The 25,219-nt window shown below is 41.7% G+C and carries 32 protein-coding genes; all 32 read right to left on the reverse strand.

The features are described 5' to 3' along the window. Nucleotides 1–162 precede the first annotated feature (162 nt). Nucleotides 163–384, reverse strand: a complete 222-nt coding sequence (locus tag AOQ32_RS07095; protein ID WP_083994463.1) for a hypothetical protein — start codon at nt 382–384, stop codon at nt 163–165. 389 nt (nt 385–773) lie between these two features. Next, nucleotides 774–2,018 (reverse strand): Fic family protein, encoded by a 1,245-nt coding sequence (locus tag AOQ32_RS07100; RefSeq protein WP_059394209.1) that lies wholly within the window; start codon nt 2,016–2,018, stop codon nt 774–776. A gap of 287 nt (nt 2,019–2,305) precedes the next feature. Continuing rightward, a complete protein-coding gene (locus tag AOQ32_RS07105; protein WP_059394210.1) occupies nt 2,306–3,169 on the reverse strand; it encodes a peptidoglycan amidohydrolase family protein in 864 nt (287 codons plus the stop codon). Between the two features lies 1 nt (nt 3,170). After that, entirely contained in the window at nt 3,171–3,482 is a 312-nt protein-coding gene (locus AOQ32_RS07110) for a phage holin (protein WP_059394211.1), read from the reverse strand. 31 nt (nt 3,483–3,513) lie between these two features. Further along, the gene (locus AOQ32_RS07115; RefSeq protein ID WP_059394212.1) at nt 3,514–3,801 is read right to left on the reverse strand and encodes a hypothetical protein; all 288 of its coding nucleotides are present in this window, start codon (nt 3,799–3,801) and stop codon (nt 3,514–3,516) included. After that, nucleotides 3,788–4,189 (reverse strand): hypothetical protein, encoded by a 402-nt coding sequence (locus tag AOQ32_RS07120; protein WP_059394213.1) that lies wholly within the window; start codon nt 4,187–4,189, stop codon nt 3,788–3,790. The genes AOQ32_RS07115 and AOQ32_RS07120 overlap by 14 nt, the downstream gene beginning before the upstream one ends. A 15-nt stretch (nt 4,190–4,204) precedes the next feature. After that, nucleotides 4,205–5,428, reverse strand: a complete 1,224-nt coding sequence (locus AOQ32_RS07125) for a pyocin knob domain-containing protein (protein ID WP_059394214.1) — start codon at nt 5,426–5,428, stop codon at nt 4,205–4,207. After that, nucleotides 5,425–5,964, reverse strand: coding sequence for a putative phage tail protein (locus AOQ32_RS07130; RefSeq protein ID WP_059394215.1), 540 nt, complete (start codon nt 5,962–5,964; stop codon nt 5,425–5,427). The genes AOQ32_RS07125 and AOQ32_RS07130 overlap by 4 nt, the downstream gene beginning before the upstream one ends. Beyond that, nucleotides 5,957–7,099 carry a baseplate J/gp47 family protein gene (locus tag AOQ32_RS07135; RefSeq protein ID WP_059394216.1) on the reverse strand — a complete coding sequence of 381 codons (1,143 nt, stop codon included), beginning with the start codon at nt 7,097–7,099 and terminating at the stop codon, nt 5,957–5,959. The genes AOQ32_RS07130 and AOQ32_RS07135 overlap by 8 nt, the downstream gene beginning before the upstream one ends. Further along, nucleotides 7,096–7,473 carry a DUF2634 domain-containing protein gene (locus AOQ32_RS07140; protein WP_059394217.1) on the reverse strand — a complete coding sequence of 126 codons (378 nt, stop codon included), beginning with the start codon at nt 7,471–7,473 and terminating at the stop codon, nt 7,096–7,098. Before AOQ32_RS07140 ends, AOQ32_RS07135 begins: the two co-directional genes overlap by 4 nt. Continuing rightward, complete coding sequence (locus AOQ32_RS07145) at nt 7,473–7,805, reverse strand: DUF2577 family protein (RefSeq protein WP_059394218.1); 333 nt, start codon at nt 7,803–7,805, stop codon at nt 7,473–7,475. Before AOQ32_RS07145 ends, AOQ32_RS07140 begins: the two co-directional genes overlap by 1 nt. Beyond that, nucleotides 7,802–8,794: an XkdQ/YqbQ family protein gene (locus AOQ32_RS07150; protein WP_059394219.1), complete on the reverse strand. Its 993-nt coding sequence runs from the start codon at nt 8,792–8,794 to the stop codon at nt 7,802–7,804. Before AOQ32_RS07150 ends, AOQ32_RS07145 begins: the two co-directional genes overlap by 4 nt. 12 nt (nt 8,795–8,806) lie before the next feature. Then, nucleotides 8,807–9,532, reverse strand: a complete 726-nt coding sequence (locus AOQ32_RS07155) for a hypothetical protein (protein WP_059394220.1) — start codon at nt 9,530–9,532, stop codon at nt 8,807–8,809. Between the two features lie 8 nt (nt 9,533–9,540). Next, the gene (locus tag AOQ32_RS07160) at nt 9,541–12,921 is read right to left on the reverse strand and encodes a tape measure protein (RefSeq protein ID WP_059394221.1); all 3,381 of its coding nucleotides are present in this window, start codon (nt 12,919–12,921) and stop codon (nt 9,541–9,543) included. A 54-nt stretch (nt 12,922–12,975) separates the two neighbouring features. After that, nucleotides 12,976–13,131, reverse strand: coding sequence for a hypothetical protein (locus tag AOQ32_RS08685; protein WP_158531881.1), 156 nt, complete (start codon nt 13,129–13,131; stop codon nt 12,976–12,978). Between the two features lie 44 nt (nt 13,132–13,175). Further along, on the reverse strand, nt 13,176–13,574 hold the full coding sequence (locus AOQ32_RS07165; protein WP_059394222.1) for a phage tail assembly chaperone: 399 nt from the start codon (nt 13,572–13,574) through the stop codon (nt 13,176–13,178). Nucleotides 13,575–13,602: 28 nt separating this feature from the next. Continuing rightward, nucleotides 13,603–14,055 (reverse strand): phage tail tube protein, encoded by a 453-nt coding sequence (locus tag AOQ32_RS07170; protein WP_059394223.1) that lies wholly within the window; start codon nt 14,053–14,055, stop codon nt 13,603–13,605. 11 nt (nt 14,056–14,066) lie between these two features. Next, entirely contained in the window at nt 14,067–15,434 is a 1,368-nt protein-coding gene (locus AOQ32_RS07175) for a phage tail sheath subtilisin-like domain-containing protein (RefSeq protein ID WP_059394224.1), read from the reverse strand. Further along, nucleotides 15,435–15,710, reverse strand: a complete 276-nt coding sequence (locus tag AOQ32_RS07180) for a hypothetical protein (protein ID WP_059394225.1) — start codon at nt 15,708–15,710, stop codon at nt 15,435–15,437. Continuing rightward, the gene (locus tag AOQ32_RS07185; RefSeq protein ID WP_059394226.1) at nt 15,703–16,146 is read right to left on the reverse strand and encodes a phage tail terminator family protein; all 444 of its coding nucleotides are present in this window, start codon (nt 16,144–16,146) and stop codon (nt 15,703–15,705) included. Before AOQ32_RS07185 ends, AOQ32_RS07180 begins: the two co-directional genes overlap by 8 nt. Beyond that, nucleotides 16,143–16,547, reverse strand: a complete 405-nt coding sequence (locus AOQ32_RS07190) for an HK97 gp10 family phage protein (protein ID WP_059394227.1) — start codon at nt 16,545–16,547, stop codon at nt 16,143–16,145. The genes AOQ32_RS07185 and AOQ32_RS07190 overlap by 4 nt, the downstream gene beginning before the upstream one ends. Next, nucleotides 16,544–16,927: a hypothetical protein gene (locus AOQ32_RS07195; RefSeq protein ID WP_059394228.1), complete on the reverse strand. Its 384-nt coding sequence runs from the start codon at nt 16,925–16,927 to the stop codon at nt 16,544–16,546. Before AOQ32_RS07195 ends, AOQ32_RS07190 begins: the two co-directional genes overlap by 4 nt. Beyond that, nucleotides 16,924–17,292, reverse strand: a complete 369-nt coding sequence (locus tag AOQ32_RS07200; RefSeq protein ID WP_059394229.1) for a head-tail connector protein — start codon at nt 17,290–17,292, stop codon at nt 16,924–16,926. The genes AOQ32_RS07195 and AOQ32_RS07200 overlap by 4 nt, the downstream gene beginning before the upstream one ends. Nucleotides 17,293–17,306: 14 nt before the next feature. Then, complete coding sequence (locus AOQ32_RS07205) at nt 17,307–18,326, reverse strand: major capsid protein (protein WP_059394230.1); 1,020 nt, start codon at nt 18,324–18,326, stop codon at nt 17,307–17,309. 1 nt (nt 18,327) lies between these two features. After that, nucleotides 18,328–18,915 carry a phage scaffolding protein gene (locus AOQ32_RS07210; protein WP_059394231.1) on the reverse strand — a complete coding sequence of 196 codons (588 nt, stop codon included), beginning with the start codon at nt 18,913–18,915 and terminating at the stop codon, nt 18,328–18,330. 133 nt (nt 18,916–19,048) lie between these two features. Further along, nucleotides 19,049–19,258, reverse strand: a complete 210-nt coding sequence (locus tag AOQ32_RS07215) for a hypothetical protein (RefSeq protein ID WP_148666532.1) — start codon at nt 19,256–19,258, stop codon at nt 19,049–19,051. Next, nucleotides 19,236–20,576: a minor capsid protein gene (locus tag AOQ32_RS07220; RefSeq protein WP_059394233.1), complete on the reverse strand. Its 1,341-nt coding sequence runs from the start codon at nt 20,574–20,576 to the stop codon at nt 19,236–19,238. The genes AOQ32_RS07215 and AOQ32_RS07220 overlap by 23 nt, the downstream gene beginning before the upstream one ends. An 8-nt stretch (nt 20,577–20,584) precedes the next feature. Then, complete coding sequence (locus AOQ32_RS07225) at nt 20,585–21,961, reverse strand: phage portal protein (protein WP_059394234.1); 1,377 nt, start codon at nt 21,959–21,961, stop codon at nt 20,585–20,587. A gap of 10 nt (nt 21,962–21,971) precedes the next feature. Next, the gene (locus AOQ32_RS07230; RefSeq protein WP_059394235.1) at nt 21,972–23,255 is read right to left on the reverse strand and encodes a PBSX family phage terminase large subunit; all 1,284 of its coding nucleotides are present in this window, start codon (nt 23,253–23,255) and stop codon (nt 21,972–21,974) included. Continuing rightward, nucleotides 23,233–24,036, reverse strand: coding sequence for a terminase small subunit (locus AOQ32_RS07235; protein ID WP_059394236.1), 804 nt, complete (start codon nt 24,034–24,036; stop codon nt 23,233–23,235). Before AOQ32_RS07235 ends, AOQ32_RS07230 begins: the two co-directional genes overlap by 23 nt. A 1-nt stretch (nt 24,037) precedes the next feature. Continuing rightward, entirely contained in the window at nt 24,038–24,613 is a 576-nt protein-coding gene (locus AOQ32_RS07240) for a hypothetical protein (protein WP_059394237.1), read from the reverse strand. Between the two features lie 247 nt (nt 24,614–24,860). Next, complete coding sequence (locus AOQ32_RS08690) at nt 24,861–25,010, reverse strand: hypothetical protein (protein WP_158531882.1); 150 nt, start codon at nt 25,008–25,010, stop codon at nt 24,861–24,863. Nucleotides 25,011–25,219 lie beyond the last annotated feature (209 nt).

The raw sequence follows: 25,219 nt of genomic DNA on the forward strand, positions 1-25,219 counted from the left end.
AATACCTTTTACCGGAACACAAAATGCCTATATATCAACGTTTAAACAAAAATACGTGTAAATACCGTGCGTTATTTTCAAACAAAAAAATAGCCAGGCAAAATTGATTGGCTATCTCTTGGATAATTTTTGTTATTGATGACTAAATTATATCACAGCTCGTCAATCATTGTTTGTGTTGGCTCGCCTTTCCTGAATAAGTTGTTCTAACTCATTGAGGTCATCTTCTGTTGCTAACTTTCGAATGAACGATCGTGATGTTGAACGGTAATTTAAATACTTTTTATGTTCCTTGTTCTTTTCAGCCCAACGCTTATTGGCCTCGTTTTGTGCCGTAGTTGTACTTTCATAAATTCTAGGTCGTCCCATTTTTTTATCTGTCATTAAAAAAACACTCTCCAAATTAGCACTACTATTGCAACAATAGAAAGAGCGATTAAGAATTGTCGTTTTTCTTTCTTAGTTGTCTTTTGAGCCTCTACTGTTATTTCTTTGCCATTCTTAGTTTTGATTACTTTTTTCATAAATGTTAAGATGAGTGTACGCGAAAGGGCTTGCGCCCCGTGGTATTTTTACCACTTAATCGCAAATTTAAGCTTAAAGAAGTAGATGTTGATTGCTAACTCAAATGTTACTTCTTTAGGTTTTTTTATTTTACTCATCTTTTTCCTCCTTTCTCTATACTTATATAATATCATGATTATATATGATTGTCAATAAATTTGGGATATTTTTGCACAAAAAAAGACCTGCAATTATGCAGGCAAGTTTTATTATTCAATAAAATCAATTGAAATGTGATGTTTCAAAGGTTTTCTTGATGTTTGAACTAGATACCCAAGCTCAGTCAATTTAATAAAACCTTTTTTAATCGAATTTGTGTTAAATAAGTTGCTCTTTTTTGCCCATTCAATAATATCCATATCTTTAACATCATTCAGCCTATCATCAGAGAAAAGAGCAACTTGTGCTAGTTGACTAAGTATAAAGTTTTCAACGCTGTCAGGTTCGTAGATTGATTTAATAGTTTTCTCTACACTTACTAATTTTTCCCTCTTATTTGACAACGATTCTATAATTGTTTGTTGTCCTTCTTCAATCAATCTAAGCATTTCAGTTACAAAAAATGTCGCCTCACCAAAATTTTTTGCATCACCGGTCAGTTTAAAAGCTTCATAATATGTTGATTTTTTTGCATTTACTATTTTAGATAAGCTCATTCCTGTGAACTTATCTAATTTTCTAGAAAGATATGTTGATAAAATATACCTTCCAGTTCTTCCATTACCATCATAAAAAGGATGTGTGTTTTCAAAATAATAATGTCCGACCAAAGACTTAATTAAAAATGGGATGTCCTTATTATTTATAAAGTCAATCCATTTTTCAAGCCTATTATTTATTTCATCTTCACCTACTGGTGGATAATGAATTGATGTTCCGCTATCATTAATGATTTTAACAGAATCTTGTCTAAAATATTTTCCATCTGACAGATCATCTTTATCGATTTCATTATCTAACAATCTGTCATATATACTTTTTATATCAGACAATTTTTTTATTTGAATATTTCTATCATCAAAAGTAGCCATATACATTTTTACAGTAGATGCTAATCTTACATTCTTAGTTTTTTTATTTTCAACTGCATTAATGGCTTTTTTTAGTTCTTTTCTGGTTGAACGAATACCTTCAATTTCGTTTGTACTAATAATTTCGTTCGTGAGTGTATCAAAGAAAAACTGCATACTTGCCATTGGTGGTAATTCATTTGAAAGTTTTTCAATTACTCCAGAGTTTTTCATGATTCTTTCAGTGGTCGTATAAATTTCCGGTAGAGGAACAACAAATAATTCACACTTTTGTTTAGATGGATCGTTACGATTCATTAAGTTTGGAAAGAGTCCCGTTTTAATAGTTCCAATCGAATTGATTCTTTTATCGTATTCTTTATAAATCTCTTCTTTATTTTGGTGTAGTTTATATGCGACTTTTTTTAATTCAATATATGTCATATTTTCTCCGATAGGACAATACTTTATCATTTCTATTTTCGAATTATAGCACATTTTTAAAAATAGAATCTCGTTCCACCTATTCTATTTTTAAATAATAGGCGTTTTTTTAAAATAGAAACTAACATAATATACTCTATTTTGAAAAATTAATTTTTTTGTTGATTATGTACAGAGCCGAAGCCCTATCTCTTATAAAAATGTCGAATATCAGCTAATTTTCCTCACTGTTTTTATGTACGCCCCGAAGGGCTTTTGAGGCCATCAAAGATGATGGTCTCAAATTATTATTCGTGATGCCATGCCTTGTCGGCGTCCATCCAGATACGTCCGTATCCCTTAATAAAGTCGATTCCGATAGCGTTTTCGGCTTCGTCATACTCGTCAATAGTCCCAGAACGGTAGTCGTCCTTAAACTTAACACGGTCTCCAACTTCAAAATTACGAGCTCCGCTCTCTGTATCGAGGACGACACATGGAATACCGTTGTCAGTCCAGTCAAATGGTTCTTTTGCCAATTCGTCAATACGAACCTGCCAAATATCGTTGACTTGCTGAACGTCTTGAACGTTCATCCAACCACCAATGTAAAACTTGTTTCCGCCATTCTTGAACTTATCAATAGAAGTGGCCTCTTGGTAAGCAACCGCTGTTTCTTGGTTACTGTCATCTTGTGGCGTAACGTTTGCTGGTGTGCCACCAACATAGTGGAAAAAATGGTATTCTGGCTTGCCGTCTAGAGCCCAATAGTAGTCGTGGTTCAATTCCTGTACTGCTGTTCCGGCCTGTCCCAATGTGTAGTAACAAGCTGAAATTTCAGTGTCATTTGAAGTCATGAAGCCAGTATGGCAAGCACCGCCTGCTGCCTCCCCATAATTACCGCCCCATATGAACACGTCTCCTGCTTGCGTTTGATCGCCAGATACTTCAACAAAACCCGCTGCTTCCAAATCACGCTTCAACGTTCCAGTGTAATGTGAACGCTTCAAGTATGACTTATCAATAGCGCCTGTTTCTGACAAAATATAGTAAACAAGACCAGAACAGTCAAAATAGGCCATCCCATCTCGCTTGTCCCAATCCATCGAGTAAGTAACACGTCCCTTTAGTGATCGTGCCAATTCGATTGCTTTTTGTGCGTTATATGCCATATTACTTGGCCTCCTTGTTAAGTTGTGCCACTGCTTGTTCGATAACTGCTGACAACTGTTCCTGCGAGAACTTGCCTGTCAGCTTGTTAGCGGCCAATCGAGTTGCTACATAGTCAACGGCTTGCTGCTTCTTTTGAGCACCTCCTAGGTCACTCTTTTCCAACAAGGCAACAGCTTGGTCTGCCCACGTGAGCAACAATTGCAAGTTTCCGTTCTTCGTCTTGGTGCGCAACCAACGAACCAAGGCATGTTCTGCTGGTGCGGCAATGACTAGCAATGTGCCTGCTAGAATCAATACGTCTGTTAATGTCATACTTCCCTCCAAATAAAAAAGCCCCAAGGGCTTATTTAGTAATGTCTTCAATTTGTTCACTGTAGTCTTGACCGTAACGTTTCAAGTCGCTATTCATTTCCTTTACCAGAAAAATGAGCTTATTAACCTGATTACTTAACTGTCTATTTTCTTCCAGGATTTTTTGGTTGTAATCTTTCAGCTCCTGATTATCTTGCCGTATCTGTGACAAAACGGAGGTGATCGTATTTTCGTGAGTTCCTCGAAACCCAATATAAGCAGTTCCCAGTCCGACAATCGCACTGATAACCGCAACCATTAGTTCATTAATGATGCTCACCGCCTCTCATTTTATGTGGTGGTTCTTGCCAAGCGGCATAGATAATACGCAGCGTTATAACCAAGAATAAATACGGCATCACTTCGACATGTTGCGAGTAAATCATATCGAGGCCGAAGCTAAGCGTTAACATCGTCCACATGAACGCTGAAAAGGCTAACAAAACAATTCGAATACGATACCAGTAGAAATCCCACAACGAATTAACCAGCAGTAATGCCCCTAGTACAAGATAGACCATGCCAGGAACTACATCGTCCGTCCAATCAAGGATAGCCGGTAATTCGTTGTGGAGTTTTGCCGATTGCAACAAGATAATAATGCCCATAAAGATTTGTTCAACAGCGATAAAAATAAGCTGGCTATTTTTAATAAAATGTCTTTTCATTTTTACTCCTAGAATTCACGCGATTGTGCGCCATGGCTGCCAACCGCCATTATTTTTAATACGTTGGATGACGTAAGCAGTCATTCCGTTCGTCACATTGAATCGCTGGATAACGTCACCTTCTATATTTTTCATAACTTCTAATGTGCCCCAAATAGGGTAAGCAGGAAGACCAACCAAATGCCCATTTTCAGCACAGTAAGTGCCGGGTTCTGTCAAATTGTCAGCCGAATAATTTTCGTTAACCTTAATTAAAATATTTCTGTAAGCGTAGTCCACTGTGGCATGAAGTTGCTTTTCAAATGTCCATTCCTCATGAATTGTTTCCCGTCGATCGTTACGAGTAAATTTATTGGCATCCAGAGGCATTGGTGTGTAGTCTTGCCAAACTCCATTTTGACGTTTCCGATAATAAAGATTATTGAAGTCATCGACGATGAACATAAAGCCATTACTGCCATTTACCCAAGTCGTCACATCAAAGTATTTGCTGTTGAAGTCTTTTGGAACACCGGTTATGCCACTAGCGTTTCGGGCATAATAATAACCACTCGTCTCGATTAATGAAATGTCCGAACCATCTTTTAGCAAATTATTTTTATAATTGGCGATAGCTGCTTCACCGGCATAATTTGCATCATCAGCACGATCCGCATGAGAGGCATTAGCCACCTTAACGCCCGAATTAGGGTCTTTGATGTCTGCGATATTCTTCTGATTAATAATGGTCTTGTCGTCTGTTGATTTAAGACTCGTTCGCACCTTATCCAACTGTTCGTTTGTAGCCACCGCACTCGGGTCCATTACGACGGAAACAACACCGGTATTAGATATGCCAAGGACCGCCCGAATTGTATACTCAACATGTTCGTTGTCACTCTCCTTGGGCATCAGATAAGGCGTATTCGCCGAACAGATAGCCGCTAAGAACTCTTTCCCGTTGTACTCAGCCACGATTCCAATAGTATTCATCGTGTGGTCGTTTACGACTCCCTTATTCGTGAATACTGCCACGACGGTGGTGTCGGTATTGCTGACATCATTTGATGAAATCTTGGCAATATCCTCTAATTTGATTGACTTCAATAAGTCATTAGTTAGACCTGTATAGTCCTTCTCATCAATCGAATCAGAGCTGCCAAACATGTATTTGAATGTAATCTTATTGTTTGATGTATTGGCCGATTGAATTGCTGATGCGAGGTACTTGGTTAAATACCAGGGTTTATATACACTCATACTTTTCCTCCTTTACTTGTATACTTGACCGCATTAAGTGCGCCGATGGCAGCGTGGGCCTCCCCTTCATTTGTCGCCACATTGTAATTTAACGCCGTAAAGGTCATATTGCTTGGTAACATACCATTCAGCAGGCTTTGCAAGCGCTTAGCGGCATTGGGATCCGTTGTAAACAGGTTGACCGTAACGTGAAACTTAGCAGGGTCAACTGTGATATTCGCATCAATATTCAATGCACTAATCACATCACGCAAATACCTGATCGTGATTGGCTTTGCTGGCAACAATCGAGCTAAGACATCATACTTGCGTGTTTCCAAATCATAAGTAGGTCGAACATTAATGCCAACAAACTCTTCCCAAACAGCAATCCCATCTTTATCCGAAGTCATCACGAATTGATTGCCTGCAAAATGATTAATGGAATCGAGTAGGTTGTCAATCTGCAACTGCTCTACTCGCATCAGTGTGTTCATTTCTAATACGTCAGTGTAATAGGACGGCACTAACTCATTTAATCGAATCAACTTAGCCATTAACAGTCACCCGCCCAATAACAGGCAGTTCTTGCACATTGTTGTCAAACTGCAATTGAACATCCTTGGTGTTGCCATTAATTTTTAGATTAGGAACATTCAAGATTCCCGGAACCTTTAGAATAGAAGCAACAATTTGACTAACATAAATGTTGACCTGATAGACCCGCTCATTTTTTAACGTCCCCCACTTTGTTTTCTTAACGTCATCAATAAAGCGATTCACCGCTTCAAATACCGGTTGCCTGACATCTGACTGGCTGATGCCATCATCTAATTCAACTTCAATATCAAAGTCCAATGTTCGGGCGCTTGGTGCTGCCACCGTTACTGTATGGCCAATTGGGGCCATCCCGTAACCGTTGCCTGAAGAATCCTGTGGATCAATGATTTGTTGGGTGTTGGCAATCAGCTTACTACTTGGCAATTTATAATCATTATCAACAATGACCAGTTTGACGGTCCCGCCTCCTTGCCAGGTTGGGTAGACTTGCACAGCGCCCACATCTTTCATGGTTCGAATCATGCTGATATAGTCTGAGACATTGCCACCATATTCAGTGAAATCATTGGACTGAAGAATACGACTACGCAAATCGTCATCACTTTCATCGTCTCTAGCCGGGATTTCAACTGATTTAATCTCGCCATATCCAAATCCATTAATATTACTAATCGGCAGAATTTGACCAACATAGCGATTTGCTGTGTGACCAGGCTGTTCCGCTTTTAATCGAAACTTACCATCCACAATTTTTTCAGTCACCTTGTAATAAATAGGATTCACACCTACCGAGGCAAAACGGCTCCCCAAATCCACATTGAAATCCTGACCGTTTGCATCGAAAAAGCCCGCAAGAACAATACTGTTCGTCGCCGGCTTCCGTTTGACACCACGTTCAGCAGCTCGGTAATCTAAGAACTCTCCAACCGCTGTCTGCGTGTACGTATTTAAGATTAAAGTGTGAAACTGATGAACAATTTCCGCCATGTTATAGGCTACTGGTGCCATGGCATCATATATGATTGCTCCTTCTCGCTTATCCAGCGTATCCGGCACACGATTTAACATCTCCGCCATGAAATATTCAAAGTCTTGTTGTTCGATTTCCTTTAACAAATCTGTTGGTGTCACGTTGTGACCTCCTTTACTACTGCTACTTTGCCAAAGCTAGTTGATATATTGACGTAAACCGCTAGGTCGGTTTTGTTCATTTCATCAATATTGGTCACCTCAACATCAATAATCCTTTTGTCGGCCGCAAAGGTTTCACTAATCATGCGCTTAACCTCTGACTTAGCATAATCCAGTGATTTACCCACCAATTGTTCTAAATCGGTCCCATAATTCTTCGATAACCAAGCCACTGAGTATCTTTGTGTTTGTAAGGCTTTTTCAATTGCCTGTCGCATTGCTTCTTGGCCATCAATCAGATTCATTATTCGTCCATTTAAGACCTCATAAGTTCGGCTGGGCAGTAGTTCTTCTTTCATTGTTTCACTTGCCATCACGCCCTCCCTAACACAATAAAACGCTGTCCTTGTTGTACACGCAACATTCTTACGCGATCACCAACGCTAAGTGGTTTAAAAACTTCAATCTCTCCCTTAGCATACTTGCCTTCTTCGCCACTAATAGGAAGTGATACTTGAATTTTTAGGCCTTTCGCCTCGGTTGTTAACTCAATAAAATTTCCTTGAATTTGCAAATCTTGACTAATCCAAATCACGAAAGGATTCGTAGACTGCACACGGCCAAAGACTTCATCAGTGTATTCTGAGTCATTTCCACCACGTTGGTTCATCATGTCTAGTAAATAGTGTCCTGGTAGATTGCTCATATTAATTCAACCTCCAAATCCATCGTCCACTTTGTTTCGAAATTGTGTGTACATGATTTAACCCGAACTCGTTGCCGTTCTTCAATACCACGTCCACCTATTTCTTTAATGGCAACATACAAAGACGTCCCAGCACGCACTCTCGAATCACCCAGGGCCTTAATTTTTAAGGTGCTTTCAGGATGTTCCTTTTGTTTTAGCAAAGCATTCGCTTTGTCTTGTAACTGAGCACTATTGACTTCACCAGATATACTTTCTGTGTGGTACAGAGGTCCGTATTTGCGGATACCGTCATCGCTTCTAGCGGCTACTAATTCCCTGGCCTTGCTTTGATTGTCTTCATGGGTTACTTGGACAACCGTTGCCATTTCTTCACTTGAATGTTCCCATGACCAAGAGGTCAACATGTCCCCATCACCAAGAACTAAGTCAGTATCCATACGCTTAATATTAATGTGCTTCACCACATCCGTATCATCAAGCAACATGTATTCTTCACCCGTTGCTTCCTTGGTTTTGTTCATGACGTTCTTAATCATATCGAAAAAAGTTGTCGCATCCGTAATTTCTTCTGGGACCCGATAACTTGGCCAGTCAACGATCTCTGACTTAATCGATAAGTCGTTACGAATACGTTCAAAGCGTTCAGCCGAACTCGTTGCTGGCCACACATAAGTGCCAGTACCTTTTAAATACCGACTGTAGCCGTACGCTGTGATACTGATGTTACCGTTGTTATCGATTTTCTTTTTGAAAATGTGACCAATGAATAACATTTTGTCATTCCACACAAAGTCAACCTGATCGCCATTATTTGGCAGGTATTCGTCTTTTCCAATTGGAAAACTAAAATCCAACTGAGCGGCCGCACCAATATCTGTCTTCCAAGTAATATTGCTGGCAGAATTCGTGACATTACGGCCATCTTCTGAATTACGACCCCAGATTGATAAACTGGTGAACGTATTTTTGTATGATTCGGCATTCATTTGATTCCTCTTTTATTCTGCACGCACCGACTCGGCTGTTACCCAACCGCGCCAACCACCTTCCATATCCGTTACATGGTATGGACACTGCCGACCATCGGCAATGAAATTCACCTTTCGACGAGCATTGACTTCTGTTTGACCAGGTCCACCACCATTACTATCACGATGGAGCTGACCGTTAACAATGACCACGGTCCCAAGACCAATTTCAGCAGGCGGTGCCGGCCGTTGTTGTTGCTCTACTTTCTTTTCCTGGCCATTATCACGAACCCGTAAATTTCGCTTCACAATCATAGGCGAATAGTCTCGCCACTGTGTCAGGGTGATCGATACTTCATATTCATCACCGCCACCAGATAACTTATAGCTGAAATCGTCAATGACAAAAAGGTCATTAAAAGCAGTGTTAGTAAATACAACGCGCACAATCTCATGATTTTGAAAAACATCATCAAGGAATTGTAAGTAGGCTTCTCCACCCCGAGTCCCTCGCCAAGTTAAGTTACCAGAAGTCCAATAAGATTTTCGTCTGGATAAATCTAATGGCAAAGTGAAGTTGATGCTCGTTTGACCAAGTTCAACCCCGCTTGCCAAACGAACAATTTCACCCAGGGCAACGACCTTCTCTTTATCATTTCCAGAAGATCGTTTAAACTCGAGTTCACTTGGATTAAGCGGAAACTCAAAGGTTTCATTCTTAAAGTTGGTCATATAAAAACGAATATTACTGGCCATATTACCTCCTATGCCTTGCCAAGACTGCCATTAGAAACATCATGTAAGAACGCCTCAAGTTTACGAGCAATCATTTCACCATCATCAGAGTTACCACTTGCATTGATTTGAATAGCACCACTTTGTATCGTCACAACTTGAGAATTATCAGTATTCTTCGTCGAGTTGTTCGTATTGCCACCAACTAGTGCAGCGGTGTCAAAGCTTCCTGTAGTGCTACTCTCGTTCTGATTAACGTTGAGAGAAGTCCCATCAGCACTTCTCATCGTCGATAAGAGGCCCTTCAGTGAAGCTAAAGCGTTATCAAAACCATTGGCCATTAAATCACCAGGGTTCACTGGTAGCATACCTGCTTGAATATCAGGCAGTGCAAAACCTTTAGCAGCTTCAACAGCTCCCGCAGCAAGGTTTGCCGAGGAATTGGCAGCAATATCGGCATTCTTATCAATACCAACTGCCATACCTTCAGCAAAGTATTGTCCTACTTGATCACGCATTACTCGAGAAGGCGAATGAATATTCAAGAATCCCTTCACTGCATTAACAGCACCTTTTGCCATATTTTTAGCGGCATCAATAGCAGCACCGATTGCGCCAGTAATACCCTTGACAAAGCCCATAACGAAGTTCTTACCAGCATCTATTAGACTACTTCCAACATTTTGAACAGAAGATACCATGTTACTGATACCATCGCTTACCGCATTTTTAGCATTATTTATAGCATTAGAAATTGTGTTCACAATATCTGTGAAAATTATTTTTACCGTGACGTAAAGTTGTAATACACCTTCTGCAACTGCACTAAATCCAGCACCAACAATGATGAGACCTGCACCTAAAAGCATTAAACCAACTCCAGCAAACAAAGCTGCGGCGCCTAATACAAATAGTCCTGCCGAGAAAATCACTAAGCCAACTGCCAACACAGTTAAAGCAACTCCTGCTAACAAGGCACCGACAGCAAATACGATTAAGGCAGCGCCAAAGGCTAAGATGGCAATAGCCGCCTGCAGGCCAAATGCTGCAATAATGGGTAAGGTCATGGCAAACATTGTCAAACCAACCATGGCAATCATAATGCCGATGCCAATCATTAATACAGCCGCTCCGACCATCAGAGCCATCACGCCAAACACCAGCATTCCAACCGAAGCGGTGGTCAAGGCCGGACCAAATATGGCAAACACAATCACGAGGGCAGCAATAACTGCCCCAAAGACTGCCATAGCAATTGCTCCTTGTGTCCCAGTTGAGGCAATGGGATACATTGCAAGAGCCATCATACTAATTGCTGCAGCAAACACAGCAATACCAACAATTCCAGAAGTTAATTGACTTCCCATTAGGCCAAGAACCACAGCTAAGATTGAAATCGCGGCCGCAAATCCTAACATAGCCCCGATACCTTTATCACCAGTATTAGCAAGTGGCACCATGGCAAGCGCCATCACTGACACCGCACCAGCAAAGGCCAAGATACCCGGCATACCGCTGCTTAACTTGTCTCCCATTAATCCAAGAGAAATAGCCATTATGCCAACGGCTGCACCAAAAGCAAGCATTGCAGCAGCCCCTTTCAGTCCAGTATTAGCAAGCGGCTGAATAGCCATGGCCAATAGAGCAAGTGAGGCAATGACTAACGCAATCCCTCCGAGCTTCATCAGACCGTTAAGACCTTTCTTTAGAGATTCAGCGCCTTTCGCTGCATTTTCCGTCGCTTTCTTAGATTCATTCAAGGCAGAAGATGACTTAGTTAACTTCTTAAATAAGTTACCAAACGAAGACTTCAGTTTTGAAATCTTACTTGCAGCTAAAATAGCCATTGGCACAATCGCAAACAAAGCAATTGGAAGAGTATTGCCAACTATATCGCTATGCTTTTCCAGAAACTTGAATGTACCATCTACTGCCTTTTTAAACCAATCTAGGTGTTGATAAGCCCAAACAAGTACAGTTCCTAATCCAAAAATTGCAGCAATAAGTGGGTGTGCCGTGACCGCTCCAAAGGCACTCTTCATTCCACCAAGGGCCTTATTAAACGCCAACATTCCTCCTGAAGCTACCAACATCACACCACCAACCGGTCCAGCCGCAACCACAAAACTGCCCAAGAATTTAAGGATAGGCATAGCAGCTTTCAAAAATGATATGATTTTGGGAATTGCTTTTTCAATGAATCCATTAAAAGTTTCAAAGAACTTATTTATTGCACTTTTCCCACTATCCAATATTTGAGCTATTCCACCTTTTCCAGCTTTTTTAATACCGTTATCAAGAGCAGTAATTGAACTAGCTATACCACTAGTGATTGAATTCTTTAAATTTTGCATCGATGTGCCAATCCCTTGACTAGCAACTCGAGCAGTTTTAGCAAATCCGGTTGCACCACCATCTAATTCAATGAAACGGTCATTTAATTGTTTCATCGTAATGTCGCCAGATTGTAGTTTGTCATACAAATCTTGTTTTGCCGAATCGCCTGTTATACCAAATGATTTAGCAACCTTAGTTAAGGCATAAGGCATTGTTTCAGTCAACGTTCTCCAAGACTGCATATCAACCTTTCCAGAAGCTAACATTTGACTATACTGCTCAACACCACGGCTCGCATCAGCGGCACTTGCACCAGAAGACAGAAAAGCATCATTCAAGGCGGTGGCTGTTTTAGCACCGCCTGTGGCACTATTTTGTAAGATAGCAAAGCTCTGTGCACTCTTAGTTAATTCTTGCAAAGACGTAGGAAGTCCATCAACACCGGCTTTCATAACTTTTACAGCCTGTCCCGCATCTTTACTCGAGTACCCCATCTGTTGCATGACTTTGGGGTACTGATTCAAGGTATCAAATCGTGCAACAGCACTACCTATCGAACCGGTAATAACGCCCATGCCCTTTTGAATACCGGCTGAAATAACACCCGCACCAAGCGTTGTTTTGATCAGACTCCCTGCTCCCTGAGCTTTGTTACTCATTCCGGTTAATGAATTGCCAGCTTTTTCTGCAGTTGCGGGCACAGCATTCAATGATCGCTTTGCTGACTCAATATCATTAGTAAAATTTTTGACTCCTGATGAGCTCACACTGGGTGATGCCATTGGTTTGGTCACCGCAGATCTAAGCGAATCCACTTTACTAATGGTGCTAGATACCATCACATCAGGACCCTTAATCGGTCTACTAATGCTTTCTTGCAACTTAGCAGCTTGCTGAATCGGCTTGCTAATATCGACATCGGGGACCTTTATTTTTGGTGCTGCTGAACCACTCATCGAACCTTGCAATTTGCTCATCGTGCTGGCAGTCTTTTGCACCATATTGTTAATTTTATTCAAGCTTGCTGACATATTGTCATACAAAGTCAGCGTGGACTTAATTGTAGCGGCCATATTGCCTCCCTTCTTTGATTTATCTATGTACGTCAGGACAAGCCTGACATGAAGCTAGTGGCGACGAGCTTTGCTTTTAGCTTCACGCTCAGCCTTCTCCTGTTGCGCCTTTTCATCCTCTTGTTGAGTCTGAATCATCCCAATCACAAGCACTCGTTCTTTGACAGACATTGCTGTCCATTCTGTTGGCTTCCAACCGAACTCATGCATTGCGTAACGACAGTAGATATAATCTTCGTTGCCACTAGCTTTGATTACTTTTTTGCTTTTTCTACCTCTTCGGCTTCATCAAAGCCGTTGATTTCTTGCAACTTAGACATAAAGTTGCCATATTCCCCAGCAGAAAGCATTGAGCGAAGTGTCCCTGCAGGGTCACCGATAGTTCCATAATGTTCCTGCAACTTATTGTCACTCAAATTAGGTTCCACAACCGATTCAGTAATCAAACCATCCATGAACTTTGAGGAGTCAGAATTTTCAACAATTTGGCCACTCTTTGAACGCGTCTTGTTCGTTGCTGAACGTTGAATGCGATTCAAGTCTTCACCAGTCAATTCTTTAACCTTGATGGCTGGCAACTTGTCACTAGCCTTAATTTCAACTTCTTGGTGCAATTCTGCTGGTTCGATAAACCAATCTTGTACGTTAGCCATGTTTTATATACTCGCTTTCTTTTTCTTGTTAATCGTTAAACTTTTGTAAGATTCGGAAGTCATCAAAGGTGATATCGAAATCTTGCTCCAACAGACCATCATCGGCCTTCAAGGAAGCCAACATCGCATCCTTAAAAGTCACACCCATGATTTGAAAGACTTGCTTTCCTGCTGCCGATGACGGGTCTTCGACCGTTACGGTGATGGAAATATCGGGATAGATTCCTTGATTAATCCATTTATCAGCGATTTCTGCAAAACGGCTAGAAATATGATAGAGGGTGACTGATCCAGTCCCTTCCATGGAGGTCATCTTGTGACCCTTCATACGCCGGCCTAGCAGTGCGATCTCTTCAACGTTTCCTTCGAGCTTGGCTTCAAACTCTTCCACTTCCGCAAGCAAGACGTTATTGCCATCAATCGATGCCACAACACGCCCTTCCTTACTGCTAATCACATCGCCTGGTTTAGTAAATGCCATGCTTTTCCTCCTTACTTAGACGTAACCGTCATATACATCTTTTCCATTGAGTCCGTTGTCGTCACAGCCAAATCAACCAGGACAGTGTCCTTAGTATTCCCAGCTCGCACGACAACATCATCGACACTAAATGCTTGAATGGCATTCATTCCTTGCAAAGTCGTCAAGTAGTTAACAACCGTGGCCTTGAACAAATCACGGCCGTTAGCATCATTGGTGACCTTGCCGATAAACGAATCTTCCCAAGTACGGCGAAGCGTATTGGCAATATCATCCAAGACACGCAATGGACGATTCTTAGAAAAGTCACGACCATGAGTTTCAGTGAAGGTATGCAATGAGTTAATATCTTGCAAGACTTTCACAGAACCTCGACTGTACGTGAAGACAAACTGACCCTTATTCAATGCTTCTGTTGCTTGATCATTTGACAAACGTGGCTTAATATCTTTGGCTCCCGTAACCACACGGTAGGTCATCGATTCATTTGGCAAAGCAGCGGCCGTAATACCGGCGACAAACCCAGCTGATTGTGCTTGAGTCAATTCAATATCACCATCAAGAACAATCGCATTACCAACAACAATCACGCCTTCGTCGTCTGAACTAGTAGCGGCTGCCGCTGGAACGACTGCTTGAACCTTCTTGCCTTCTTCATTACGCAATCGCTTAGCTGCGGTCGCAAATAACGAATGCAAAGCTGACGTATCGGAAACGTTAGCCGCAACCATCGTATTGAAATCATTGGTTTCCATCGCTGTCTGAATGTCAGTCATCGCTGTAGCAGATACTGAAGTCGTACCACCAGACAACTTAACCGATACGGGATTCGTCAACTTTGACAAGACGGTCACACCATCATCAGCTTTTTCTGAATCCTTAACTGACAACTCAACAAAGCTATTTGAGTTAAAGTCAGATACCTTGGTTACTCGTTGCTTGTCGACTAACTTCGTCCCAAAGACTGTTTCAATAACAAATTGAGTAGCATTATTAGAGTCAGGAGCCACCGTTACCGTGATGTTATTTCCCTTGTCACCGTTGTACTTGGCAGTGATATTAAAAGGCAACGAAGAAGCAGTCCCCGTCGCCTTGCTGCCATCATTGGCATTAAAAACCAAGGCCTTCTTGGCGTTGTTCAAAATCATCCGCAATCCAATCAACTTTGGATTATCAAAGTCCATTCCAAACTTACTGATAAAATCAGAGCTGGCAGTAACTTCAATCAAACCATTCTCACCCCAACCTTGACCCATTAAGGCCGTAAAGACGACGCCACGTTCTCCTGCCGATTGGGCAATCGCTGATGGCATTGATTTCACATTGACGTATGCTCCGGGTAACGTCTTGTTTTGACCGTTAAAAATTCCTCCAGCCATTTACATCCACATCCTTTCAATCACTGCAGCAACTGCTGCGTTTGCTTCTTCCAACGTATATTCCTTGCCATCTTCAAGCGAAATCTGAAAAAGGTCTCGCTTAGGTCCTGGAAAGGAAGACAAACTAACGAACTGCCGCTTTGTGTACTTCATTACTGGTACAGTTGGCGCCACTTCATCCTTGGTTGAATTTGCCAGCTTTGATGACTCACTTTTCGCCACTGTGTTATCAGTTGACTTACTTTGGTCATCATTTTTTGACTTTGTATCAGCCATTTAATTCTCCTTTCTGTTGCATGGAGGCCATCTTCGTACCTTCATCTTCCTTACCCATTCGAGTAACAAAACTAAAGAAGATATGAAGGTCTCCATTTTGTATCTCTGTAGACAGATTTTTTAACCCCGAAACAGGCTTTCCATCTTCATTCACAAGCCACTCAAGCTCGGACAAAGCCAACTCACTCATCTTGTCGATCTGGTGTAATGGTGTCTCTGACCCAATCTGCAAGGTATGGTCAACTAAATACACAACATCAAAGTTGTAGCGCCTGATTTGTTCATCAGAGACTTTACCGTGTGCTTGGGTGGCCAATTGTTGTACAAAAAAAGACGGAAACTTCAATGTCCCGTCCTTTTGGTTCTCACGATAAACCGGAATATCCGGCTGAAAGTGATTCAACGTGTAAGCCACCAGTTCAAATGGTGTACTCATAACAATCCGTACTCCTTTAGTTTCTTCTGCAAATTACGTTCAACAAGCACTTGAAACTTTTCTTCAAAGTCATTAATGGTATCCCGTAACATGAACACCCCAGGGAAGAAACCACCATTTCTAAGACGATGCCCATATTCAACGAATGGTGCATATTCAATGTTATTACTAAGTTGAATAGCGTTAATGTCAGTCTTTGACAATCGCCAGTCACCACGAAGCGTTCCACCATTAATTTTACGAACTGGGGTACGTTCCTTAACATCTGTCAGGATAATCTGGCCTGCTTGCTTCAGTGACAAATCAATGACCTCTTGCATGATATCCGCATCCACTGCCTTTTGGAAATTAGCGGCCATCTCTTTGAAGTCATCAAACTCAAAATCACCAAATTTACTCATACTTGTTGACTATACTCGACAGCCACTTCTTGATGAGTCGGATAGGCAGTATATCCTTCGCTGGCTTGTCGATAAACACGTTTAACACCATGCATGTCAGTAACCTCAAAAATAGCGCCGGCAGGTACTTTGATTGAATTATCCATCAAAATAATCGCAGCGTATTGGCCAGTTGAATAACTAACACCATCGATTGGATCGAGTTGCCTTTTGCTAACCTTAACTGGCACATCTTCGGCAATGGCTTGTCTATCCTTCTTGCCATCCGAAAAGCCTCTGACAGGCCCCTCATTTTGGTTAGCATAAATGGTCGCACGTTCATGGTAAAGCAAGGTAACGGCCTCTCTTGCCCGTTCATAGGCCTGATTCAATTTACTCAATCAAACACCAACTTTCTGTACCGATTCAACACTCGCTTCAACTTGTCCGATAATAAGTTAGTATCACTAGCCATTACTTCCTTTTTGGCACTCACGGCAAAGTTAACCGTCTCATCACCCGCCTCAATCGATGACACTGGTCCCTCCACATCATGATTAAACGCATTAGTATCTTTTGCCCACTCATAAAGTGCTAGCGCTAATGACTTTGATAGAGACTCTGGCAGCTCATCTAAATCCACATGTGTGTAAGATTCAACCTCCAACAATAGTTCGTCAATAAGCATTGGCAACATTGTATTTTCGCCATCATTGGGCATCAGGCCCTTAACCATTTCCAAAACTTTGTCTTTTTTAAGTGCCATAGCTAGCCCCTAACTTACTTAGCTGCAGTTGCAGTTGTTCCATCAACCAATGGCTTAGCACCATCAGTGATGGTGTGTTCCAAGGCCACGATACCAATGTTCTTTGAGCCGTAGACTGCTTCCCAGTTTTCCTTCTTAGCCAACTCATCATTGGTTGCTGTTTCACCGGCCACAGACTTGTCCGTCCACTTAACCCCATATGGGTGCATCACGAATGCACGGCGAGTAAACACGTTATCGTTACCCTTGGCGGCATCTCGAGAAGTCTCGAAAGAAGTCATCTTAGCAGGCGTTCCAGTGTTACGACCAAACGAACCTGCAGCCAACAAGTAAGTGCGGTACTTACCGTCAGAAGTTGGCTTCAAGGCATCGTCTTCAACTACTCGGTAACCGAGGTAAGTCGGGATAGGCTGTCCCTGTTGTGACACTGCTGTGAACTGAATCAAGTCTTGCTTTTGCAACTCAGTGTAAACGGCTGAGTGCATGACAATCATTGACAACTTATCAGAAGCATCACCCAACAATTGCTTTGTGTCCATCACGTTCAATGCTGAGATAGGTCCATCAACAATATTCAAGTGTTGCATTGACTTATTAGCCAATGGTCCACCCTTAGCGAACAAGCCGTTCAATGTTGACATCAACACTTGTTGTTCACGGCGCAACCAGTAAGAACCAATCTTCTTCATCACTTCGCCCAATGGATCATCACCAGACAAGACGGCGGCCAATTCATTCACTGACCAACCACGTCCACGGTACAAGACATTGGCAATATCCTTGCTTGCGGTAATCTTACCCGTTGAAAGGCCATTCTCGCCGTCATCCAACGTTTCATCGTCACCATTCAAATCGTTCCAGAATGGCATGTTAACCAGCGTACCGCCAGCAGTAATGTTGGCTGATACACGAGGGTCAGCAACCGCTACCCCTGATTGAATAAATGCTGACTTTTCAGTCGAGTATTGACTCATGTATTGTTCGAACACCTCTGGTGTCACGACATCTAAAATCTTAGTAAGTTCTGATGGCATCTTAATCCCCCTTATTTTGTTCCATGAACTTCGTTAAATTAAAATCAGGTTGCTTCATAGCAGCCTGTAAATCTGATGGGTAAGAGACAGTAGAACCGCCTACTGGCTGATACCCTTGCTGTGTGGGACCGTTAAACAGATAAGGATTTTCTTTTGATAATTGGGTTACTTGGTCCTGCAGGCCATCAAGATGCCCGTCATCATTTAACTTAATCTCATCCATGTTCAACAACTTCTTCAACACAGCGGTGTCTTTGGCGTTCGTTTGGCTTAACTGTGACTCAAGAGCGACATCAAGCTTCATCCGACTCTTTTCAGCTTCCCATTGTTTGCTAGACTCGTCATACTTTGACTTCAAATCAGCAAGCTGTGTGGAAACTTCTTCGTTGTCCTTGCTCTGCTTTTGTAGCTTAGCCAGATCCTTGTCACGTTCTTTCAACTGTTCTTGCAATTGATCACGTTCTGTTTGGATTGTAGCCAGCTTATCAACGGCATCACTATTTTTGTCCAGCTCCACATGGTGTTGCTTCATCACAGCATCCACTTGTTCGTCTGTTAAGCCCAGCTCACGTAAATCTTCACGCTTCATGTATCTTCTCCTTCTCGTCATTTTTTACGCCTGACGAGGGCGATTGAAGGTATTAAAAATAAGCCTTTTAACGCCATGCTCAGGGCGAAATGTGTACAAAAAAAGCGCTAGCCAATTTGGCAGCGCTTAATTATTAATAATATAAGTTCAATTTGTCAGCAATATCATTTAAATAGTTAGCATCAGAATCTTGATTCATAACATGTTGAGTGCACAAATCCATGACTTGATCTTGCAAATCAAACCACTCATCTTCTGTTAATTTGCGGTTAACGTCGGGAACAATAATAAATTTTTTTAAATATTCAATCGCTTTACTATCAATTGCTTTTGATATCATCATTGTGCCTCCTTAACCTTCTAGCTAACTTATGACTAGTTGGAAATGTTGTCACTAGTGTACCATTTACTGGATTTACAAGTACCTGAACTTTTTCACCGGTATAACGAATTGAATGGCGACCATTCTCATCTAATCCCCTATCAGAAATCTTCAAAGGATTATTGATAGCATCAATAATATCCGCAGTTTTTTCACCACGTTCCAAAGTGCGGTCCATTATGTGTTTTGAAACATTATTAATTTTAATTCCATCAGATGTTTTTTGTCCAATAAGCTTCTGTGATTCAGCACCCCTCAACCACTCCATCCACTCACTGTAATCCATCCTATCCACTAACTCTTTTTCATCAGTTAATGGATTGCGCGACCAACGCTTGCCAGAAGTAAACTCATCAATACCGTCAAAGTAAGGTGTTGTTGTGCATCGGCAATGCGGGTGTATCAAAGGGTAGTTGCGTCCCTTTTTGATATCGCTAACCTTGAAAATCTCATGATCTAAACCACCACAGATTGAGCATGTCCGCTTCTCAAGTGTTGCCAGATAACGATATTGCGCAACGTCTTGGTCCTTATACGAAGACATGGTGGCTTCTTCAGAGATGTGACGTTTTTCGGTCAAAATAAGCCGATGAACTTGATAATCATTGGCATTTTTGAAGACTTGCTTTGCCTCTCGGGTCATGCGGTCAGGACTATATCCAAGGGCCACACCCTTAGACAACACCTTGTCCAGTGTCCCTGGTATCTCTTCCACCATGTTGCCCCATAACCGCTTGGAGAAGTTACTACTCTGCCAGTTTTGATTCACCACAGCGGACAAGTCGGCCTTGCTAACCTGTTGAAAGTTGGCTTGATACGTACCCAGACCATTTTGAATATTATAAGTTGACTTATAATAGGTGCTTTCATACGACTTTTCCAAACTGTCCTGAAATTTAGGCGTTTCTTGTTCTGCAAAGTCAGCCATCATCAGTTTCGTCTGTATTAAAAGCGACTCCATACGGCTCGCCTGTGACTTAGCGAATTCGATATCCATGTACTCTTTAAACAATTCAGGGTAATGGCTGTCATTAGCCATCTTCTTCCATTCTTCAAGAGTATCACGCCACTCGTGGCTATCGATTAACTGCTTTTCAGCAGATTCAATGGATAACTCATGCCGTCGGGCATACTTTTCAACAAATAAATCAATTCTCTCAATTATCTGTCCTTGCACAACTGATAGGCGTTGCTTGAATTGCCGTTCATACTCCTTGGCGCTCAACAATTCGGACCTGGCTTGTTCGAGTGAGCGTTCTTCCCAATAATTATCAGTCATGGCTTACCTCATTCAGGGGCGAAACTGTCCGAACCTGCGTTTTCTTCTTCTCTCAGTTGCACTTCTTCTTGCCAGTCAGAGACGATTGGGCTGTTCTTGGCAATGGCTTCCGCAGATGACACATTCGCCAGGTTACTGATGACTTGCGCCTGCTCTAGATCGTTTGACACCATTGAGCGCTTCCAAGTCTGTGTGATGTCCATGTCATCCTTTAGACCGTAGTAACGAAGAATAAAGCGGACCAAGCGGTTCAAGGCTGGCTCGAACTCTGCTTGTACCTTAGCTGCCTTCATTTCGAGAGCGCTATACATCATCTTGACTGCAACCCCAGACACTGAAGTGCCAAGCTGTATCTTTGTAATGTCGAGCCCTTGACCAAATGTGTAAATGGCATCATTCAACATCGATAGCAACTTTTCACGAGCTTCCACTGGGATGTCAATCTGAAGGGTGTCGACTCCAGTTGCTGAATCACCGTCAGTCTCGAACTTAATCGACTTATAATCACGCAGATTGCCCATGAATTCATCAAGCGACTGTCCGCCTAGATTCTTGAGGACAAGGAACACTTCTTGAATGTCCTGCACGTCGTTAACAAATCCGTTTAACGTCAAGTCAAAGGCATCAATCTGACCCTTATATTGAGACAGATCAGTTGTTTCATCAGCATTATTAGCAAATCGAATGAACGGCACATCACCCATATCATGGTGAAGAACGTTATCGGCTGCAACAATGTCACCGCTATTCAAGTCGGTTGTGAAAATACTGTCATCACGAATCATGGACTCATATCCATCTCCTAACTTGCGCTTAAAGAACACTGCCTCTTCTTCCGTCCAATATTCATCATGAATATAGACATCACCAGACTCTTCATCGAGCTTTTCATACGTTCGTCTGACTGCCAATAACTTGCGCTCAACTGTGTCTGAATATACTGGTGTGATTTGGTTGGGCTTCACAACACCATAGCGGAATTGGCCATCTTCATCCTTCCAGACGTGTAGCCAACCAGTACCAGCTAATGAGGCATCAACAATTAACTTAGTAATCGTCGAACCATAGCGGTCCCCCAGTGCATCATTAATTTTCTTGTTAATGTCGTCATTATGGACATCAATTGTCGGCGTTTTAGCGCCGGTATAGGATGCCTTCTGGTCTACCAGTAATTGATGATAGTTAGACGAGATACGGCTGTCTGCATTGCGTAGTGGCTTCTCTTCGCCTTGCTTCTTACCGTTCGCCTTCGACTCACCATTGTTCTTCCTCGTGATGTCACTTTGATTGTGGTAATAGCGCAATGAAACAGCATAATCACGTTCTGTCTTATTTAGTTGTGCATCCAAACTCTTAAAAATGTTTGCCGCTGTTGTTAATTCCATAATTAATCCTTTACCATGCCACGAATCCTGATTTGTTGGCTAAGATGGTGTAGACAAAGTAACGGTCCGCATCGAGTGCGTGGTCATGTTCTTTGACGGGTTTGTCCTCACCTCTATCTGCCGATTTGCTGTCCCATATGTAGGCGTTCATTTCACGAAACGTGTTCACGCATTTCGATGACCATTTAATCTGACCGTTCTGCATAGCTGACATCGTTGCTCGAATACCGTTGACAACATCGTTCTTGGCTCGCTTGACGAAATAGCCATGCGCTTGAAGTTCCTTCTTGAATGAAGCGGCTGCAGGGTCAAGAATAATCGGGACTGTCTTTGCCAACTTATTACGTGAGTAGAAGTCATCAAGGTCTTCTCTAAGCTCCGTATCAGTCTTCTCACGCTTGCTTTCACGTCCTGAATAGTAGAACTCGTCAACGCAATACCAAACGCCCTTGTAGAGCGACCAGCGCTTAAATACCGTGGCGTTCTGTGTACCGTAATCAGAGCTGACATACGTTTCTTCATAAGCAGTATCAACAGGTAAATCAGTAACCATCGTTTTCTTATCAAACATCGAATAGATAACGCCTTCCGACACGACCCACTGACCAAGAATGTATCTTTGGTAAAACACACCAGAATAGGCACGTTCATAGCGCTCAATGACCTTCTTCGATAGTGATGGGTTATCCTTCATCAAGAAGTGAATACGAATGGCGTTCTTATCCTTAAGGTTGTCAATCCATTCTTTCTTGAACCAGTGATATGGACCTTCCGGGTTACCGTTAAACCACCACTTGCCACCCTCGACAGATACACGAGCTGTTGCTTGTTGAACGAATGATTCAGGCATGAGGACAACCTCATCGAAAAAGAATCCTGCAGCGGTCAAACCTTGTACCAGTTCATAAGATTTTTCATCTTTTCCACCGAACAACCAAAAGCGGTTGGTCTTACCATTACGAGTAACATCAATACAGTTTTCAGTGCGCCTTTCTTGCACACCAAAGCCTTCCGATATCAACATTGTTCGCAGTGGTCCAACCACGTTCCGTCTCAACGATCCAATCGTCTTACCGGCTAAGCCAAAGTTTTGGCCATTAAAGGTACTCATAGCCCAAATAACATAGCTAAGTGACATCACAACCGTTTTACCAGCACGAACTGAACCGTCAGCAATGATGGCATCCTTATCATGATAGGGACTATCTGGCGTCCACCAGGTCAGAACCTGCAATTGTCGTAAAGAAAAAGGGGCAAATTTGAATACAACATTAAGACTCGATGTCATCGTCATTTTTAAATACCCCCTCACTACTCTTCTTAATAGCATTCAACAAGTTATCATCATTGATTACCTGCTGTTCTTCCTCAGTTCCAGCAAACACACCCTTGCCATTTAGGTATTCCAACAACTCCTTACGGGCCTTATTTCGATCGTGTAGCTCAACCATTGGCCCATCTTTGCCGACTGTAACCTTTTTGACTGCCCAGCTATCAACATTGTTACTGTCTTTAAGCGCAACCCATGACTTATGCTTGGTATATTGTTTACCACTTTCTTCGTCAATAGCTTCAAACTCATCAGAACCCCAATCGGCGAAGTCTCGAACGTCTGCCCTTGCTTCTTTGGCCATATCGTCAATCAAATCAAAAACGCCTATGCCGAGCTCTGCTAATCGAGCCTGACGTAGACGTTTTATTTCTGATTTTATCTTAGGGTTTCTTAGGGATATAGACCCTTGTACCATTGCTGTATTGTACTCAACACCATAAGCATTTATATATGCCTGTGTTGCATTTGAAAGCCTTACATACTCACTAACGAAGTCTTTTTGTTTATCATTCAGTCCACTTTCATCTAGCTCTTGGATAGCTGGATGTAACTCTGTTTTAGGTGTAACCTTTTGCGACTTGGTTGCAACTTTTTTATCAGAGGTTGCAACCTTGGTTTCATCTGCCCAATAACGAGACTTCCAAGACTTAACTGTGCTTAGACTAACATCATACTTGTCTGCAATCTCTTTATATTTCATACCAGCTAAGTAATCTTGCTTAGCTTCATCACGTTTTGTCATGTCATTGGCGATCCTCCTTTCCTATTTTAGGTTTTTTGGTAACTTTCTCAAACAAAATAACTATGTTAATAAACAAAAACGAGAGGCCGATTGAGCTGAATACCCAGCCCATTGACAAAGCAATATTTGCAAGTAGCACAGCAATTTTTTGAATACACCTTTCAATCGAATTTCCTAATGGTTGAACAAAATCTTCTGCATGCAATGTTAACCAAACCAGACACCAGTTAAATATAAATACAGAAAATCCAAGCGCCATAAAGCGAAACGATATGTAATAACGCTCCTCCCAATTTTTAAGATAAATTTCGTAATTATTGTTAACTTTCAATAATGTGCTGGCAAAAGAAAACGAAGCCACAGAGGAAATCATACCTTTTAAGTTAAATATTTCTCCATTTTGATATATATTAACAACTTGAAATAAAATAGCACCTAATAAATAGGCAGACAATTGTATACGTTCAAAACTACTGTATTCCAAATCAGAAAAATCAATTGTCTTTTGTTTATATTTATTACCGTTTTTAATAAACCAAAATAACCTAAAAATAAAGTGCCGTAAAGTCTTAATCATAACTACTCCTCCAATAAGAATAATTATAAAAAAACACCAATCGAACATGTGTTCAAATATCAACTGTCTAACCACCTCATATGCTTATGGTAATTGATCGCACCGTTTCGAAATCCTGCCCGCATGTTAGCGTGCCGATAATCGTGTTTCTCTGGGCGCTCATCTGTCACAGTAGCAAACTGCTTATTAACAGCAGTAGCCTGTTCTTTATGGCGCTTCATTCTGGTTTCTTTATCTTCATACACCATTAGAACGTTGCTCCAAACCAGGCAATCTTAATCCCTAGTGTAATAATCCCAATTGACCCGACAAACAAGCCACCTGCTACCATATACAGCGCACCGACACACAGCCATTCAAACGGTTTACCTAATTTTTTTATAATTTTATTTTTCATTTTTTATCTCCAAAAAATATACTGGCAATTAGACAAAAGAAAAAGAATGACCAGAATGGGTGTTCCATGACGAATTGCATATTATTCCTCCAAATAAAAAGTGGCCATTTCCATTTTGGAAACAACCACTATCTGCATTATGTAATGCAGGGAGCTACCCTGCTGACCGTTTCAAACCGAAACAAACGGGTTAGATGCGCATGCAGCAT

The sequence above is a fragment of the Fructobacillus tropaeoli genome, from assembly GCF_001047135.2.
Taxonomy (GTDB): Bacteria; Bacillota; Bacilli; order Lactobacillales; family Lactobacillaceae; genus Fructobacillus; species Fructobacillus tropaeoli.

What these genes read in the sequence shown, in the direction of transcription:
- AOQ32_RS07230 (WP_059394235.1), bottom strand. Translation starts at nt 23,255, where the DNA reads ATGACGATGACATCGAGTCTTAATGTTGTATTCAAATTTGCCCCTTTT.
- AOQ32_RS07225 (WP_059394234.1), bottom strand. Translation starts at nt 21,961, where the DNA reads ATGGAATTAACAACAGCGGCAAACATTTTTAAGAGTTTGGATGCACAA.
- AOQ32_RS07095 (WP_083994463.1), bottom strand. Translation starts at nt 384, where the DNA reads ATGACAGATAAAAAAATGGGACGACCTAGAATTTATGAAAGTACAACT.
- AOQ32_RS07175 (WP_059394224.1), bottom strand. Translation starts at nt 15,434, where the DNA reads ATGGCTGGAGGAATTTTTAACGGTCAAAACAAGACGTTACCCGGAGCA.
- AOQ32_RS07205 (WP_059394230.1), bottom strand. Translation starts at nt 18,326, where the DNA reads ATGCCATCAGAACTTACTAAGATTTTAGATGTCGTGACACCAGAGGTG.
- AOQ32_RS07165 (WP_059394222.1), bottom strand. Translation starts at nt 13,574, where the DNA reads ATGGCTAACGTACAAGATTGGTTTATCGAACCAGCAGAATTGCACCAA.
- AOQ32_RS07215 (WP_148666532.1), bottom strand. Translation starts at nt 19,258, where the DNA reads ATGATGATATCAAAAGCAATTGATAGTAAAGCGATTGAATATTTAAAA.
- AOQ32_RS07105 (WP_059394210.1), bottom strand. Translation starts at nt 3,169, where the DNA reads ATGGCATATAACGCACAAAAAGCAATCGAATTGGCACGATCACTAAAG.
- AOQ32_RS07190 (WP_059394227.1), bottom strand. Translation starts at nt 16,547, where the DNA reads ATGAGTAAATTTGGTGATTTTGAGTTTGATGACTTCAAAGAGATGGCC.
- AOQ32_RS07150 (WP_059394219.1), bottom strand. Translation starts at nt 8,794, where the DNA reads ATGAATGCCGAATCATACAAAAATACGTTCACCAGTTTATCAATCTGG.
- AOQ32_RS08690 (WP_158531882.1), bottom strand. Translation starts at nt 25,010, where the DNA reads ATGAAAAATAAAATTATAAAAAAATTAGGTAAACCGTTTGAATGGCTG.
- AOQ32_RS07240 (WP_059394237.1), bottom strand. Translation starts at nt 24,613, where the DNA reads ATGATTAAGACTTTACGGCACTTTATTTTTAGGTTATTTTGGTTTATT.
- AOQ32_RS07180 (WP_059394225.1), bottom strand. Translation starts at nt 15,710, where the DNA reads ATGGCTGATACAAAGTCAAAAAATGATGACCAAAGTAAGTCAACTGAT.
- AOQ32_RS07145 (WP_059394218.1), bottom strand. Translation starts at nt 7,805, where the DNA reads ATGAGCAATCTACCAGGACACTATTTACTAGACATGATGAACCAACGT.
- AOQ32_RS07220 (WP_059394233.1), bottom strand. Translation starts at nt 20,576, where the DNA reads ATGACTGATAATTATTGGGAAGAACGCTCACTCGAACAAGCCAGGTCC.
- AOQ32_RS07210 (WP_059394231.1), bottom strand. Translation starts at nt 18,915, where the DNA reads ATGAAGCGTGAAGATTTACGTGAGCTGGGCTTAACAGACGAACAAGTG.
- AOQ32_RS07100 (WP_059394209.1), bottom strand. Translation starts at nt 2,018, where the DNA reads ATGACATATATTGAATTAAAAAAAGTCGCATATAAACTACACCAAAAT.
- AOQ32_RS07110 (WP_059394211.1), bottom strand. Translation starts at nt 3,482, where the DNA reads ATGACATTAACAGACGTATTGATTCTAGCAGGCACATTGCTAGTCATT.
- AOQ32_RS08685 (WP_158531881.1), bottom strand. Translation starts at nt 13,131, where the DNA reads ATGCATGAGTTCGGTTGGAAGCCAACAGAATGGACAGCAATGTCTGTC.
- AOQ32_RS07235 (WP_059394236.1), bottom strand. Translation starts at nt 24,036, where the DNA reads ATGACAAAACGTGATGAAGCTAAGCAAGATTACTTAGCTGGTATGAAA.
- AOQ32_RS07170 (WP_059394223.1), bottom strand. Translation starts at nt 14,055, where the DNA reads ATGGCATTTACTAAACCAGGCGATGTGATTAGCAGTAAGGAAGGGCGT.
- AOQ32_RS07140 (WP_059394217.1), bottom strand. Translation starts at nt 7,473, where the DNA reads ATGGCAAGTGAAACAATGAAAGAAGAACTACTGCCCAGCCGAACTTAT.
- AOQ32_RS07155 (WP_059394220.1), bottom strand. Translation starts at nt 9,532, where the DNA reads ATGGCCAGTAATATTCGTTTTTATATGACCAACTTTAAGAATGAAACC.
- AOQ32_RS07120 (WP_059394213.1), bottom strand. Translation starts at nt 4,189, where the DNA reads ATGAAAAGACATTTTATTAAAAATAGCCAGCTTATTTTTATCGCTGTT.
- AOQ32_RS07200 (WP_059394229.1), bottom strand. Translation starts at nt 17,292, where the DNA reads ATGGCACTTAAAAAAGACAAAGTTTTGGAAATGGTTAAGGGCCTGATG.
- AOQ32_RS07185 (WP_059394226.1), bottom strand. Translation starts at nt 16,146, where the DNA reads ATGAGTACACCATTTGAACTGGTGGCTTACACGTTGAATCACTTTCAG.
- AOQ32_RS07130 (WP_059394215.1), bottom strand. Translation starts at nt 5,964, where the DNA reads ATGGCTAAGTTGATTCGATTAAATGAGTTAGTGCCGTCCTATTACACT.
- AOQ32_RS07160 (WP_059394221.1), bottom strand. Translation starts at nt 12,921, where the DNA reads ATGGCCGCTACAATTAAGTCCACGCTGACTTTGTATGACAATATGTCA.
- AOQ32_RS07125 (WP_059394214.1), bottom strand. Translation starts at nt 5,428, where the DNA reads ATGAGTGTATATAAACCCTGGTATTTAACCAAGTACCTCGCATCAGCA.